Origin of the sequence: Georgenia sp. H159 (assembly GCF_035607575.1) — a bacterium.
In the GTDB taxonomy this organism is placed as follows: Bacteria; Actinomycetota; Actinomycetes; order Actinomycetales; family Actinomycetaceae; genus Oceanitalea.
Map to the genome: position 1 here is coordinate 1 of NZ_JAYDZY010000019.1, position 14,141 is coordinate 14,141.

Here is a 14,141-nt window from a genome sequence, read left to right on the forward strand (position 1 = left end):
CGAGCAAGCCCACTACGCTGCAGTCAACCAAGAGCCGCAACCCGCATAGAAGCGGCAGAGAAGCCGTGACGGTTCATACTTCCACGACCGCAACGGCTGGCTCCTCACCGCCCACGGCCCCGACTGACCCTGACCCACCCTCCAGGGCACACCCCTGCCCACCGACAGGAGAACCGTCCACGACCAGCGCGGCCGGCGACGTGCCCGCGGGACGCCCACTGCATGGCCATTAGGATCGGGCGGTGACCTCCAACCCACGCCTCCGCCTGTTCACCTCCGAGTCGGTGACCGAGGGCCATCCCGACAAGGTGTGCGACCGCATCTCCGACTCCATCCTCGATGCGATCCTCCGGGAGGACCCGGACGCCCGCGTCGCCGTCGAGACGCTCGTGACGACCGGTCTGGTGACGGTCGTCGGTGAGGTCACCACCTCCGCGTACGTCGAGATCCCGCAGATCGTGCGCGCCGAGGTCAACGCCATCGGCTACACCTCGTCCTCGATCGGTTTCGACGGCCACTCCTGCGGGGTGCAGGTCTCGATCGGCCAGCAGTCGCCCGACATCGCCAGCGGCGTCGACAAGTCGTGGGAGAACCGTGCAGGGGAGGGGCGCGACCAGTTCGACGAGCAGGGCGCCGGGGACCAGGGCTTCATGGTCGGCTACGCCAGCGACGACACCCCGCAGCTCATGCCGCTGCCCATCTGGCTCGCCCACCGCCTCGCGGAACGCCTCGCCCGGGTACGCAAGGAGGGGATCGTCCCCGGCCTGCGCCCGGACGGCAAGACCCAGGTGACCATCGGCTACGACGGTGACCGGCCGGTCGCACTCGACTCTCTCGTCGTCTCAACGCAGCACGACGCGGACGTCACCGCGGAGTGGCTGCGGTCCGCCGTCGCAGCCGAGGTCGTCGCACCTGTGCTCGAGGAGCACGCGGCCGAGCTCGACACGGCCGGGCACACGCTCTACGTCAACCCGACCGGCCAGTTCGTCGTCGGGGGACCGATGGGCGACGCCGGCCTGACGGGACGCAAGATCATCGTCGACACCTACGGCGGCATGGCACGTCACGGCGGTGGGGCGTTCTCCGGCAAGGACCCATCGAAGGTCGACCGTTCGGCGTCCTACGCCACCCGATGGGTCGCCAAGAACGTCGTCGCTGCCGGCCTGGCCCGGCGCTGCGAGGTCCACGTCGCCTACGCGATCGGCAAGGCCCACCCCGTGGGGCTGTACGTCGAGACCTTCGGCACCGAGACGGTCCCCGTCGAGCGGATCAACGCCGCGATCGGTGAGGTCTTCGACCTGCGGCCCGCCGCTATCGTCGACGCCCTCGACCTGCTGCGCCCCATCTACCGGGACACCAGCGCGTACGGCCACTTCGGTCGCGAGCTGCCGAGCTTCACCTGGGAGCGGACCGACCGCGTCGAGGAGCTGCGCCGCGCCGTCGGCTGAGCGGAACCGGCAGGGCCTGTGGACGGCACCCGTGTGTCACCGGCGAGTGGTGGGATGGGAGCGGAGGTGAGACAGGTGCACCAGCCGACACTCCTCGACGGCACGTCCGGCGTGCGCACGGTCTCCGGGGCCGAGGCCGCCGGCGTCGAGCTGCCCGTCGCCCGGGTCGCGGTCGACGTCCCGCTGCCGCACCTCGACCGTCCCTTCGACTATCGCGTCACGCCCGAGCACGACGACGCCGCCCAGCCGGGCACCCGCGTGTCCGTCCGGTTCGCGGGCAAGGACCGCGCCGGCTACGTCCTCGAGCGGGCGGCCACCACCGACCACCACGGCACCCTCGCGCCGCTGCGTCGCGTCGTCTCCTCCGTCCCCGTGCTCAGCCCCGAGGTCGCCACTCTGTGCCGCGCCGTCGCCGACCGGTACGCGGGCACGCTGATGGACGTCGTCCGGCTCGCGGTCCCACCTCGCCACGCCACCACCGAGAAGGCCGTCCTCGACGCAGCGGCCGCCGACCGCACCGGGATGACCGCCGCACACCTCCCGGGCACAGCGTGGGACGACTACGTCGGCGGCCCCGCTTACGTCCGCCGGCTCGCGGCAGGGGAGTCGCCCCGAGCGGTGTGGTCGCCACTGCCCCAGCACGGCTCCGGTGCCCCGGACCGGTTCGCCGCCATCGCCGAGGCCTGCGCCGCAACTCTCGCCTCGGGGCGTGGAGTCCTCATCGTCGTCCCGGCCGCGCCCGACGTCGAGGAGATCGTCGACGTGCTCAAGGGCGAGCTGCCGGGGGAGCCGGTCGTCGCGCTGCAGGCCGACCACGGCCCCTCCCGGCGGTACCGCGCCTTCCTGCGAGCGCTGACGGGCCAGGCCCGCGTCGTCGTCGGGACCCGCGCAGCGGCATTCGCCCCCGTGAAGCGGCTCGGGCTGCTCGTGTGCTGGGACGACGGCGACGACCTCCTGGCCGAGCCACGCGCCCCCTACCCGCACACCCGCGAGGTGCTCACCCTGCGCTCGGCGCAGGAGCACGCGGCACTCCTGCTGGGCGGGTGGTCACGCAGCGTGGAGGCCGGACTCCTCGTCGCGACGGGCTGGGCCGCATCGGTCATGGCGTCCCGTGACACGGTCCGGGCCCGCACGCCGCGTGTGGAAGCGCCAGGGGAGCTCGACCTCGCGCGTGAGGGACCGGCGGCCGCAGCGCGCATCCCGACGCCCGCGTGGCGCCTGGTCAACACCGCTCTGGAGAACGGGCCGGTGCTGGTCCAGGTGCCGCGGGCCGGCTACCTGCCCGTCGTCGCCTGCCAGACGTGCCGGGAGCCCGCCCGGTGCCGCGAGTGCCACGGGCCCATCCAGCTCTCCGGGCGCAGCAGCGTGCCGTCCTGCCGCTGGTGCGGACGCCCCGACCGAACCTGGGCCTGTCCCACCTGCGGCGGCAGCACCCTGCGGGCCGCCCGCGTCGGCTCGGCGCGTACCGCCGAGGAGCTCGGACGCGCCTTCCCGAAGGTCCCGGTGGTGCTGTCGGGGGCGCGAGCCGACCACGGCGTCGTGCGCGAGGTGGACGACCGGCCCCGCGTCGTCGTCGCCACGCCCGGTGCCGAGCCGATCGCTCGCGGCGGCTACCAGGGTGCGCTCCTCCTCGACGCGGCCGCCGTGTCCGGCCGGCAGGAGCTCGCCGCCCCCGCCGAGGCGCTGCGTCGCTGGATGGCCGCCGCCGCATTGGTGCGCCCCGCATCCGCCGGGGGCAGGGTCATGCTCCTCGGGAACCCGGCCCCCATCCCGGCGCAGGCCTTCGTCAGGTGGGACCCCGCGGGGTTCGCCGAGCGTGAGCTGGCCGAGCGTCAGGAGCTGCAGCTACCTCCCGCGACCCGGATGGCGGCGATCCGCGGGACCTCCCGGGCCGTGGCAGGCCTGTTGCGGCACCTCGAACGCCCGGACGGTGCCGAGGTCCTCGGCCCCGTCCCGTGGTCGGAGGAGGAGGTCCAGGCGCTCGTCCGCGCGGATCTTGCGCAGGGCAGCCGGCTCACCCGTGCGCTGGCCCAGGCCGCCGCGGTGCGCAGCGCCCACAAGGAGCCCGACTCCATCCGCATCCAGGTCGACCCCACCGAGCTCTGAGCACCGCCCGCCCCCATGTGTCGCCGACAGCGGAGTTGTGTCGAGCACGACCGCCCGGGACGGTGAGCCCCCCGGTCGCCGAGAGCGGAGTTGTGTCGAGCACAGCGGCCTCCGCCGGCGCACCCCTTCCCACAAAGCGCAGGATTGTCCGCAATCCCTCGCGGTCGGAATGCAGCGCACGCCGGCTCCGCGGTGTCCCGTCAGAGCATCCCGGTCGCCGCCATGATCGCGAGCGCACTCCCGGTGACCAGCACCCAGAGCATGCCACCGAAGGCGAGCGGGCGGAGCCCGGCGGCGCGGAGGGCGGGCAGGTCGGTCGACAGGCCGATCGCGGTGAGCGCGACCGTGATGAGGAACGTCGCCGCTGTCGCCAGCGGCCCGTGCCACGAGTCGGGGACGGCTCCGAGACTGTTCGCCGTCGCCAGGATCAGGAAGCCGACGAGGAACCACGGCACCAGCCGGAGGACCGACGGGCGGGAGCGCACCGCGCCGGCTTCCCCCGCAGACCTCCTGTCCCGGCGTGCCACGAGCACCGCCAGTCCGACGACGATGGGGATGATGAGCAGCGTGCGGACGAGCTTGACGACGACGGCGTAGTCGGCCGCCACCGGGCCGTACGTCGTCGCCGCGGCCACGACCGAGGAGGTGTCGTTGACCGCTGTCCCGGCGAACAGACCGAAGGCCTCCTCGCTCATGCCGAGGAGCTGACCGAGCGGCGGGAACAGGAGAACTGCGGCGATGTTGAACGCGAACACGGTCGACAGCGCGTAGGCGACGTTCGTGCTGGACGCGCGCAGGACCGGGGTGACGGCCGCGATCGCCGAGGCTCCGCAGATGGCCGTCCCGGTGCCGATGAGCGCCCGGAGCTCGCCGTCGATCCCGAGCAGGCGTCCGAGCACCGCCGCGCCGGCGAGGCAGACGACGACGGTGCCGAGCATTACCGGGAGGGAGTCCAGACCGACCTCGGCGACCTGGGCCAGGGACAGCCGCGCTCCCAGGAGCACGACGGCGATCTGCAGCACGAGCTTGCTCGCCACCCTGAGACCGGGGCCGAGGGCGGTGCGCGTCCGCGGGCGGCGTCGTAGGAACGCGCCCACGAGGACACCGAGGACGACGCCGCTCACCGGCCCCCCGACCATCGGCAGCGCCGTCCCGACCGCAGTCGCGACCAGGGCCAGCGCGACCGCCGCCGCCAGGCCCGGCAGCCGCGCCCGCCAGGTGGCGACGGCAGCGGAGGTGCGGGCGGGCGTGTCGGCTGCTGAGGCGGGCATGGTGCCATGATCCGCCGTCGCGGCCCGAGCGGGCGAATCGCCGTCGGGCACCGGCAGGCGGGTCCGGCCGGCGGATCGTCTAGGGTCGAGCCGTCCCCTCCGAAAGGCATCGAGCGTGCAGTCAGCGAGCCCGGCCGACCGGCCGACGATCACCACCGTCGTCTTCGACCTGGGGAAGGTCCTCGTCAGATGGGACCCCTACGACGCCTTTGCCGGCCGGTGGACCCGCGAGGAGTTCGATGCCTTCGCCGCGGAGATCGACTTCCCCACCTTCAACCACGAGCAGGACGCCGGCCGCACCAACGCCGACGCCCGAGCAGCGCTCATGGCCACCCACCCGCACCGCGTGCCTGACTTCGACCACTACATCGCCAACTTCGCCGGGTCGCTCGGCGGCCCCGTGCTCGGCACCACCGAGATCGTCGACGAGCTCCTTGACGCCGGCATCCGCGTGCTGGGCCTGACGAACTGGTCGGCCGAGACCTTCCACGAGGCCGCTCGCTCGGCGCCGGTCATCGACCGGCTCGAGGACGTGCTCGTCTCCGGTGAGGTCGGGCTCGCGAAGCCCGACCCGGCCATCTACCGGCTCCTCATCGAGCGCTTCGGGCTCGACCCCGCCCGCACCGTCTTCACCGACGACTCGCCTGCCAACATCGAGACCGCCTCGAATGCCGGCCTCGTCGCCCTCCACTTCACCGACGCCGCCCGACTGCGCCGGGACCTCAGCGAGGTGGGCCTGCCCGTCGCGGTGAGCTGACCGCTCGCCACCCGGACAGGTCCCTCCCGCCGCGCGACCTAGACTTCACGATCATGCGCCTCCTCTTCGCCGGCACCCCCGAGGTCGCCCTGCCCTCCCTCCGCGCCCTCGTGGAGTCCTCGCACGAGGTCGTCGCCGTCCTCACCCGCCCGGACGCCCGCCGCGGCCGCGGACGCACACTTCACCCCAGCCCGGTGGCGGCGTGGGCGGCGGAGCAGGGGCTCCAGGTGCTCACCCCACGGACCCTGCGCGATCCCGAGGTGCAGGACCAGATCCGGGCGCTGAAGGTGGACGCTGCTCCCGTCGTCGCGTACGGCGCCCTCATCCCGCCCGCCCTGCTCGACGTCCCCGCGCACGGGTGGGTCAACCTCCACTTCTCGCTGCTGCCGGCGTGGCGGGGCGCCGCCCCCGTGCAGCACGCCCTCATCGCCGGCGACGATGTCACAGGTGCCACGACGTTCCGCATCGAGGAGGGCCTGGACACCGGCCCGGTGCTCGGCACGCTCACCGAGTCGGTCCGACCCGGGGACACGGCCGGCGACCTCCTCGCGCGGCTCGCGGAGTCCGGCGCGCCGCTGCTGCTCGCCACCCTCGACGCGCTCGAGGCCGGCACGGCGGTGGCCGTCCCACAACCTCCCGACGGCGTGAGCCAGGCGCCGCGGCTCGAGGTCGCCGACGCCCGGGTGGACTGGGCGGCGCCGGCCGCCGCCGTGGACCGCCTCGTCCGGGGTACCACCCCGGCCCCCGGTCCGTGGACGACGGCGCCGGACGGCTCCCGGCTCAAGCTCGGCCCGGTCCGGGTCCGCACCGACATCACCGACCTGGCGCCGGGCGCGCTGCGACCGGGGAAGCAGGACGTGCTCGTCGGGACAGGTCAGGGTGCGGTCGCGCTGGGACGGGTCGCGCCCGCGGGACGCTCGTGGATGCCCGCAGCCGACTGGGCGCGCGGCGCGCGCCTGAACGAGGACGCACGCCTCGGCGTGGATGCCCGATGAGCGGGCACGAACCGGCGGACCGGGACCACCGGGGGAGAGGTCCGCGGGGGCAGCGGCGCGACGGCGCGCCCCGGGACGGTGACCGACCGGGGAACGGTGACCGACCGGGGAACGGTGACCGACCGGGGAACGGCGACCGACCGGGGAGCGGCGGGCCGCGGCGGGCTGCCGGGGCACCCAGCGACCGGGGACGGCCGGGGAACCGCAACGCCCACCGCCCGGGCGGCGCGCGCCGCTCCGGAGGCCGCGGCGGCGCGGAGGGCCCGGACGCCGCGCGGACCGCGGCCGCCGACACGCTCGAGGCGGTCGCCACGAGCGACGCGTACGCGAACCTTGTGCTGCCCAAGGTGCTCCGCGAGCGAGGACTCACCGGTCGCGACGCCGCCTTCGCCACCGAGCTCGTCTACGGCACCCTGCGGCTGCGTGGCCGCTACGACGCGATCCTCGCGCGGTGCACCAAGGACCGTCCCCTCGAGCAGATCGACCCACCGGTGCTCGACCTCCTGCGCCTGGGCGCTCACCAGCTCCTCGGGATGCGCGTCCCGCCGCACGCCGCCGTCTCCCAGACGGTGGCCCTCGTGCGTGCCCGCGTCGGCCAGGGCCCCTCGGGCTTCGTCAACGCCGTCCTGCGCGCCGTCGGCCGCCAGGACCTCGACGCCTGGCTGGCGCAGCTCGCGTCCGAGACCGACGACGACGGCGCGCGGCTGGCCGTCGTCGAGTCCCACCCCGCGTGGGTGGTGCGGGCCATGCGGTCCTCGCTGCGGTCCCACGGTCGCCCGGCCGACGAGCTCGCCGAGCTGCTCCGTGCCGACAACGCCCCGCCCTCGGTGACCCTCGTGGCCCGACCCGGCCTCATCTCTCCCGACGAGCTCGTCGAGCAGGTCGGCGGCACGCTCGGCCAGGACGCCACCCCGGGCCGGTGGGCACCGACCGCGCTGCGTCTTCCGGCCGGCGACCCCGCCGCCCTGCCGGCCGTCCGTGAGTCGCGGGCCGGCGTTCAGGACGAGGGCAGCCAGCTCGTCGCGCTGGCCCTCGCGGCCGCCCCGGTGACGTCCGCCGACGACGGTCCACCGCAGGAGCGCCGGTGGCTGGACATGTGCGCGGGACCCGGCGGCAAGTCCGCCCTGCTCGGGGCGGTCGCCGCGCAGCGGGGCGTCCACCTCGTCGCCAACGAGGTCGCCCCCCACCGCGCGCGGCTGGTCCGGCAGTCCGCCGCCGGTCTCCCGCGGGACAGCATCGAGGTCCGGACGGGTGACGGACGCGACGTCGGTGCCGAGGAACCGGGTCTCTACGACAGGGTGCTCGTCGACGCCCCGTGCACCGGCCTCGGCGCCCTGCGCCGGCGACCGGAGGCCCGGTGGCGACGCAGGCCCGAGGACCTGCCCGTGCTCACCACCCTGCAGCGCGAGCTCCTCGAGTCTGCCCTCCAGGCGGTCCGTCCCGGCGGCGTCGTCGCCTACGTCACCTGCTCGCCCCACCTGGCCGAGACGAGCGCCGTCGTCGCCGACGTGCTGCGCGGTCGGGACGACCTCACCCGCCTGGACGCGCGCGCCGCGCTGACCGAGGCGGCGGGCACGGACGTCCCCGCCCTCGGCGAGGGGCCGGACGTCCAGCTGTGGCCCCACCTCCACGGCACCGACGCGATGTTCCTCTCCCTCATCCGCCGCGACCGGTAGCGGGCGGCCACCGGACTCGCGGGCGGGCGACGGCACCCGTGCCGGGTAGGCTCGGGCTCGTGGCCGTACGCATCACTCCCAGCATCCTCAACGCCGACTTCGCCGACCTCACGGGCGAGCTGGCCCGGATCTCTGGCGCGGACCTTGTCCACGTGGACGTCATGGACAACCACTTCGTCCCCAACCTCACGGTCGGCCTGCCCGTCGTCGAGCGCATCGTCGCCGCGAGCCCGGTGCCGGTCGACGCGCACCTCATGATCGAGGACGCCGACCGGTGGGCGACCGGCTACGCCGAGGCCGGCTGCGCCTCGGTCACCTTCCACGCCGAGGCGTCGGTGGCCCCGATCCGCCTGGCCCGGGAGATCCGCTCCGCCGGCGCCCGAGCGGCCATCGCGGTGCGCCCGACGACGGACATCACGCCCTACCTCGAGTACCTCGAGGAGCTCGACATGCTGCTGGTCATGACGGTCGAGCCCGGCTTCGGCGGCCAGCGCTTCCTCGAGGCGACCACGCAGAAGATCGCCGCCGCGCGCCGGGCCATCGACGCCACCGGCCGAGACGTCTGGCTCCAGGTCGACGGGGGGATCTCCCGCGAGACCATCGCCGTCGCCGCCCGCGCCGGTGCCGACACGTTCGTCGCCGGCTCGGCCGTGTACGGGGCCGAGGACCCGGGTGCCGAGGTCAGCGCCCTCCGCGAGCTCGCCCAGGCCGCTCGCTGACCGGCGCGCACGGACCGGCGCTGCGCGGCGAGCGGCGCGCCGGCCGGGCCCATCCCGGGAATACCTGCGCGTGTGGCAGACTTGAGCCTGCAAGAACGTGCTCCGGGGTCGGTGAGATTCCGAACCGGCGGTGACAGTCCGCGACCCGCCTTCCGAGGCGGTTGACCTGGTGGAACTCCGGGACCGACGGTGAAAGTCCGGATGGGAGGATGCACGGGCGTGCACCGAACGTCGGTGCGCGCCGCGGACGCACACGCGTCCGGCGACCCCGGTCCACGCCGCAGCGGACCGGAGGGACGACCATGGAGGCAGCACGGCGCACGCCGTCGCTCGCGCGCACCCTGGCAGCCCACCGTCGGACCCGCCGCCTTGTCCTGCTCACGCCGGTCGTGCTCGGCGTCGCGGTCCTGCTCGCGTGGGAGGCGGTGAGCCGTGCCGGTCTGGTCTCCGCCTTCTTCCTGCCCGCACCGTCCGCCGTCGCGGCCCGCCTCTGGTCCGACCTGAGCACCGGACTCCTCGGCTACACCTGGGTCACCTGGGTGGAGGCGGTGCTCGGCAGCGTCCTGGGGACGTCGGTCGCCTTCCCGCTCGGCTACCTCATCGCCCGCAACCGTTGGGCCGCCGCGGGCCTGCAGCCGTACGTCGCGGCGTCGCAGGCGCTGCCCGCGGTCGCCCTGGCGCCACTGCTCGTCATCTGGGTCGGCTACGGGCTGCTGCCCATCGTGCTCCTGTGCGCGCTGCTCGTCTTCTTCCCGATCCTGCTCGCCACCATCCTCGGGCTGCGCACCCTCGACCCGGAGGTGGTCGACGCCGCCCGCCTCGACGGTGCCGACGGGTGGACGATGCTGCGCCACATCGAGGTCCCCATGGCCCTGCCGACCCTGCTCACCGGGCTGCGCAACGGCTTCACCCTCTCGGTGACCGGTGCCGTCGTCGGGGAGTTCGTCATGGGCGGCCGCGGGCTCGGGATGGTCCTGTCGGTCCAGTCCAACTCCGCCGACACCACCGGCCTGTTCGCCACCCTCGCCGTCCTGTCCGTCCTCGCCGTGGCGATGTACGCCGCCCTGCGCGTCGTCGAGCGGCTCGCGGTGACCGAGGGCCCCACCGTCCGACCCAGGTTCGCCGTCCGGCGTGCCACCCGCAGCATCACGAGCAGTACCCGATGAGTCCCACCCGCAGCACCACGAGGAGTACCCGATGAGTTCCACCCGCCGCGCCGCAACCGCCGTCGTCCTGGCCACCTCCGCCGTCGTCCTCGCGTCGTGCGGTGATGCCGGTGTCCAGCCCGCCGAGGAGATGGACGCCGCCGCCACCGAGCGCGTCATCGGCCTCACCTACACGCCGGACGTCCAGTTCGCGCCCTTCTACGTCGCCGAGGCCAAGGGCTACTACGAGGACGCGGGGGTCGACGTCACGCTGCGCCACCACGGCGCCTCGGAGTCGCTCTTCGGGGCGCTCGAGGCGGGGGAGGAGGACCTCGTCGTCGCCGGCGGCGACGAGATGCTCCAGGCCCGCTCCGCCGACGTGCCCGTCGTCAACGTCGCCACCCTCTACGAGGAGTACCCCGTCGTGCTCATCGTGCCCGCCGACTCCGACATCACCTCACCTGCCGACCTCCCCGGCCACACCGTCGGCATCCCCGGCCCGTTCGGGGAGACGTACTTCGGGCTGCTCGCCCTCCTCGACGGCGCCGGGCTCACGGAGGAGGACGTCGACGTCGAGCACATCGGCTTCACCCAGCAGGCGGCGCTGTCCGCCGGGCACGTCGACGCCGTCATGGGCTATGCCAACAACGACGCCGTCCAGTTCGCGCAGGCCGGGCTGGACGTGCGGACCATCCCGCTCGAGGGCGCACCCCTCGTCGGCATCGGCATCGGCGCGCACGCGGACCTCCTCGCCGACGACGACGGCGCTACCTCCGCCGTCGTCGCCGCGACCCTTCGCGGGGTCCGGGACGTCATCGAGGACCCCGCGGGCGCCGTCGAGATCGCGGCCGAGCACGTCCCCGGCCTCACCGACCCCGCGGCACACGAGGCGGCGCTGGCCACCGTCGAGGCCACCGTCCCGCTCTACGGCTCGGCCGACGGTGCGAGCGACCTCGCACGGTGGGAGGAGATGGCCGCGTTCATGGCGGACCAGGGCCTGCTCGAGGGCACGGTCGAGGTGGGCTCCGCTGTCACCAACGACCACCTCGGCGCCGGCTGACCGCCCGCCACGCCGGGGAGCCCGCCGCCGGCGTGGACGTGGACGCGTCGGCGGGCACGGAGCCCGGGGGCCTATCCTGAGGAACGTGAAGACCTTCGACGACCTCTTCGCCGAGCTGCGGCACAAGGCAGACACCCGACCCGAGGGCTCCGGGACGGTCGCCCAGCTGGACGCCGGGGTCCATGCGATCGGCAAGAAGATCGTCGAGGAGGCCGCCGAGGTGTGGATGGCCGCCGAGTACGAGGGCGAGGACGCCACCGCGCTGGAGATCTCCCAGCTGCTGTACCACGTCCAGGTCCTCATGCTCGCTCGGGGCGTCAGCCTCGAGGACGTCTACCGCAAGCTCTGACCAGACCGACCCGGAGAACCCGTGCTGCGCATCGCCGTCCCGAACAAGGGCTCGCTGTCCGAGCCCGCCACCCAGATGCTCGCCGAGGCCGGCTACCGCCGCCGCCGCGATCGTGAGCTCGTCCTGCCCGACCCGGACAACGACGTCGAGTTCTTCTTCCTCCGGCCCCGCGACATCGCCGTCTACGTCGGGCACGGCACCGTCGACGTCGGCATCACCGGCCGTGACCTGCTCCTCGACTCCGGGACGTCGGCGGTCGAGCACCGCGCGCTCGGCTTCGCCCGCTCGACGTTCCGCTTCGCCGCCCCGGAGGGCACGGTGAGCTCGGTCCAGGACCTCGCCGGGAAGCGGGTCGCGACGAGCTACGACGTCCTCGTGGGTGACTACCTCGCCGAGCGCGGCATCGAGGCGAGCGTCGTCCACCTCGACGGCGCGGTCGAGTCCTCCGTCCAGCTCGGCATCGCCGACGCCGTCGCCGACGTCGTCGAGACGGGCTCCACGCTGCGCGCCGCGGGGCTGGAGGTCTTCGGCGAGCCCATCCTCCAGTCCGAGGCCGTGCTCATCCGTCCCGCGAGCCGGCCCGAGGACGACGCCGTCGCGGTCCTCGACCGCCGGATCCAGGGCGTCCTCGTCGCCCGTCAGTACGTCCTCATGGACTACGACGTCCCCGTCGAGCACGTCGACAGAGCTGTGGCGGTGACGCCCGGTCTCGAGTCCCCGACCGTGTCCCCGCTGCACGACGGCAACTGGCGTGCGGTCCGGGCGATGGTGCGGCGGGAGGACACCCACCGGACGATGGACGAGCTGTACTCCGTCGGGGCGCGCGCGATCATCGTCACGTCCATCCACGCGTCGCGGCTGTGAGCATCCCGGCCGAGCTGCTGCGGCCGTTCCGTCCCCGGGCGGCACGGTGGGTGGCCTCGGTCCTGTTCGTGCTCAGCGTGCTCGCGCTGCCGGCGCTGCTGCTCGTCATGGCGGTCAACCGGCTCGAGATGCCCTGGACGGACGTCGTCGGCTTCACCGTCACGGCCGCCGCTCTCGCGTGGCTGTGCTTCCGGCAGGCGGCCGTGCGTGCCGTCCCGGACGACACCGGCATCACCGTGCGGAACTTCATCCGGGTCCGCCGGCTCGACTGGGCACAGGTCGTCTCCGTGCGCTTCGGCCCGAACAGCCCCTGGGCGCAGCTCGACCTCTCCGACGGGACCACGCTGGCGGTCATGGCCGTGCAGTCCGCCGACGGCGACCACGGCCGCCGCGAGGCCGGCCGCCTCGCGGCACTGGTCCAGCTCCACGAGCCCGGCCAGCCGGGCTGAGCGGGTCGGACGTCCCGCGCCGGCGCGGAGGCTGCCGGTCAGGCTCGCACGGGTCGGAAGGTTCCCCCGACCGGTCAGGTCTGCAACGGGGCGGGAGCTCCCCCCGACCGGTCAGGCCTCCAGCGCGAGCCGGGCGGCGTGCACCCCCGCCGCGGCGGAGGCGATGAACGCGGCCGGGTCCTCATCGAGGCCGCGACCCATCGTCGACAGCCGGACCGGGGACGCGGCGAGGGCCTCGGTGAGCCCGTGGGCCGGGACCTCGACGAGCCGGTGGCGGCCCACCGGCTCGCACAGCGCCGCCGCCTGCTCCCGGACGCGCTCCCAGCCCGCGCCGCCCAGGTCGGGCACGACGACGTCGGCCGGCCGGAGGGCGACCCGCCCGTAGGCGGTCGTGCTGTGGTGCGACACGCCCCGGTGCCGCTCGCGTGGGTCCGCCTCCGACACCCGCAGGGCAGCCACCGGCCGGCCGCCGAGCACCGCCGCGGCGTTGACGACCTCGCCTGCCGCGACACCCGAGAAGCCCCACCTCGTGCCCGTGCCGAGGTTGCCCGGGCCCTGCGTGACGACGACGACGTCGGCCTCGACCACCGTCCGGGCAGCGAGCAGGGCGGTGTGTACGCCGACGGCCTCGAGGTCACCGCCGTAGGCCTGCCCGGCGGTGACGGTCGCCGCGAGCCAGCCCGCCTCGCGCAGCGTCGCCACCGAGCGGGAGAACGCCAGCGGCAGCGCCCCGCCGTCGGTCATCACGTACGCGACCCGCGGCGCGGGGCGTCCCAGACGCTCGGCGCCGGCGCGCACGCCCGCGAGCACGGCCGGCAGCGCCGAGTGGAGGTCCGCCACGACGACGGCCAGCCCGGCGACGTCGTCGGCGTCGCGCAACCGGTCGTGCCAGGGCGACTCCTGCTCGTCGACCCCGAGCACCATCGGCTGAAGTGGCGTGTACCGGGCCTTGACGACGTGCCCCGGCCCGGGAGCCGGGTCGGCGGGCAGCCGGTCGGGGAGGGCGACCACCATCGCGTAGCCACCGGTGCCCAGCCCGCGCACGAGCGCGGAGACGGTCAGGGTCACCCGGTCGCCCTCCCGCGGCTCCCCGACGACGTCGGTGTAGGCCAGCGCGCGGACGGCGGTCAGCCCACCGGCCGGGCGGTCCAGCTCGACCTCGAGCTCGACGGCGCCGGCCCACGAGCCGCGCACCGCCCTCACCACACCGTCGCGCCAGGAGATCACCCAGCGCACGCTACCGCGCGTCACCCGGGCGGGCGCAGTCCGGCGGGCCTCCGGCCGCTCCGTGCCGACCGGGCC

The 14,141-nt window shown here is 74.5% G+C and carries 13 protein-coding genes and 1 riboswitch; of the genes, 11 read left to right on the forward strand and 2 right to left on the reverse strand.

What is annotated here, in order from left to right; translation table 11 throughout:
• Positions 1 to 242 precede the first annotated feature (242 nt).
• Positions 243 to 1,448, forward strand: a complete 1,206-nt coding sequence (gene metK / locus VR894_RS18370; RefSeq protein WP_324653886.1) for a methionine adenosyltransferase — start codon at positions 243 to 245, stop codon at positions 1,446 to 1,448.
• 75 nt (positions 1,449 to 1,523) lie between these two features.
• The gene (locus VR894_RS18375; protein ID WP_324653887.1) at positions 1,524 to 3,554 is read left to right on the forward strand and encodes a primosomal protein N'; all 2,031 of its coding nucleotides are present in this window, start codon (positions 1,524 to 1,526) and stop codon (positions 3,552 to 3,554) included.
• Between the two features lie 200 nt (positions 3,555 to 3,754).
• Here VR894_RS18375 and VR894_RS18380 read toward each other — a convergent pair whose 3' ends face one another.
• Positions 3,755 to 4,825 carry a YeiH family protein gene (locus VR894_RS18380; protein ID WP_324653889.1) on the reverse strand — a complete coding sequence of 357 codons (1,071 nt, stop codon included), beginning with the start codon at positions 4,823 to 4,825 and terminating at the stop codon, positions 3,755 to 3,757.
• 115 nt (positions 4,826 to 4,940) lie between these two features.
• Between VR894_RS18380 and VR894_RS18385 the strand changes: the two genes are divergently transcribed.
• The 9 genes from VR894_RS18385 (at position 4,941) to VR894_RS18425 (ending at position 12,839) form a co-directional block, all read left to right on the forward strand.
• Positions 4,941 to 5,582, forward strand: a complete 642-nt coding sequence (locus VR894_RS18385) for an HAD family phosphatase (RefSeq protein WP_324653891.1) — start codon at positions 4,941 to 4,943, stop codon at positions 5,580 to 5,582.
• 53 nt (positions 5,583 to 5,635) lie between these two features.
• Positions 5,636 to 6,577, forward strand: coding sequence for a methionyl-tRNA formyltransferase (fmt, locus tag VR894_RS18390; RefSeq protein ID WP_324653894.1), 942 nt, complete (start codon positions 5,636 to 5,638; stop codon positions 6,575 to 6,577).
• Positions 6,574 to 8,253 carry an RsmB/NOP family class I SAM-dependent RNA methyltransferase gene (locus tag VR894_RS18395; RefSeq protein WP_324653896.1) on the forward strand — a complete coding sequence of 560 codons (1,680 nt, stop codon included), beginning with the start codon at positions 6,574 to 6,576 and terminating at the stop codon, positions 8,251 to 8,253. Before fmt ends, VR894_RS18395 begins: the two co-directional genes overlap by 4 nt.
• Before the next feature lie 59 nt (positions 8,254 to 8,312).
• Positions 8,313 to 8,972: a ribulose-phosphate 3-epimerase gene (gene rpe, locus VR894_RS18400; RefSeq protein ID WP_324653898.1), complete on the forward strand. Its 660-nt coding sequence runs from the start codon at positions 8,313 to 8,315 to the stop codon at positions 8,970 to 8,972.
• A gap of 94 nt (positions 8,973 to 9,066) precedes the next feature.
• Positions 9,067 to 9,190: riboswitch (FMN riboswitch) on the forward strand.
• Positions 9,191 to 9,274: 84 nt separating this feature from the next.
• Positions 9,275 to 10,138: an ABC transporter permease gene (locus tag VR894_RS18405; protein ID WP_324653900.1), complete on the forward strand. Its 864-nt coding sequence runs from the start codon at positions 9,275 to 9,277 to the stop codon at positions 10,136 to 10,138.
• A 31-nt stretch (positions 10,139 to 10,169) separates the two neighbouring features.
• The gene (locus VR894_RS18410; protein WP_324653902.1) at positions 10,170 to 11,177 is read left to right on the forward strand and encodes an ABC transporter substrate-binding protein; all 1,008 of its coding nucleotides are present in this window, start codon (positions 10,170 to 10,172) and stop codon (positions 11,175 to 11,177) included.
• A gap of 85 nt (positions 11,178 to 11,262) precedes the next feature.
• Positions 11,263 to 11,526, forward strand: a complete 264-nt coding sequence (locus VR894_RS18415) for a phosphoribosyl-ATP diphosphatase (protein ID WP_324653904.1) — start codon at positions 11,263 to 11,265, stop codon at positions 11,524 to 11,526.
• Positions 11,527 to 11,547: 21 nt separating this feature from the next.
• The gene (gene hisG, locus VR894_RS18420) at positions 11,548 to 12,390 is read left to right on the forward strand and encodes an ATP phosphoribosyltransferase (RefSeq protein ID WP_324653906.1); all 843 of its coding nucleotides are present in this window, start codon (positions 11,548 to 11,550) and stop codon (positions 12,388 to 12,390) included.
• Complete coding sequence (locus VR894_RS18425) at positions 12,387 to 12,839, forward strand: PH domain-containing protein (RefSeq protein ID WP_324653907.1); 453 nt, start codon at positions 12,387 to 12,389, stop codon at positions 12,837 to 12,839. Before hisG ends, VR894_RS18425 begins: the two co-directional genes overlap by 4 nt.
• Positions 12,840 to 12,950: 111 nt before the next feature.
• On the opposite strand, the gene VR894_RS18430 is transcribed toward VR894_RS18425, so the two are convergent.
• A complete protein-coding gene (locus tag VR894_RS18430; RefSeq protein ID WP_324653908.1) occupies positions 12,951 to 14,066 on the reverse strand; it encodes a DUF3866 family protein in 1,116 nt (371 codons plus the stop codon).
• Between the last annotated feature and the right edge of the window lie 75 nt (positions 14,067 to 14,141).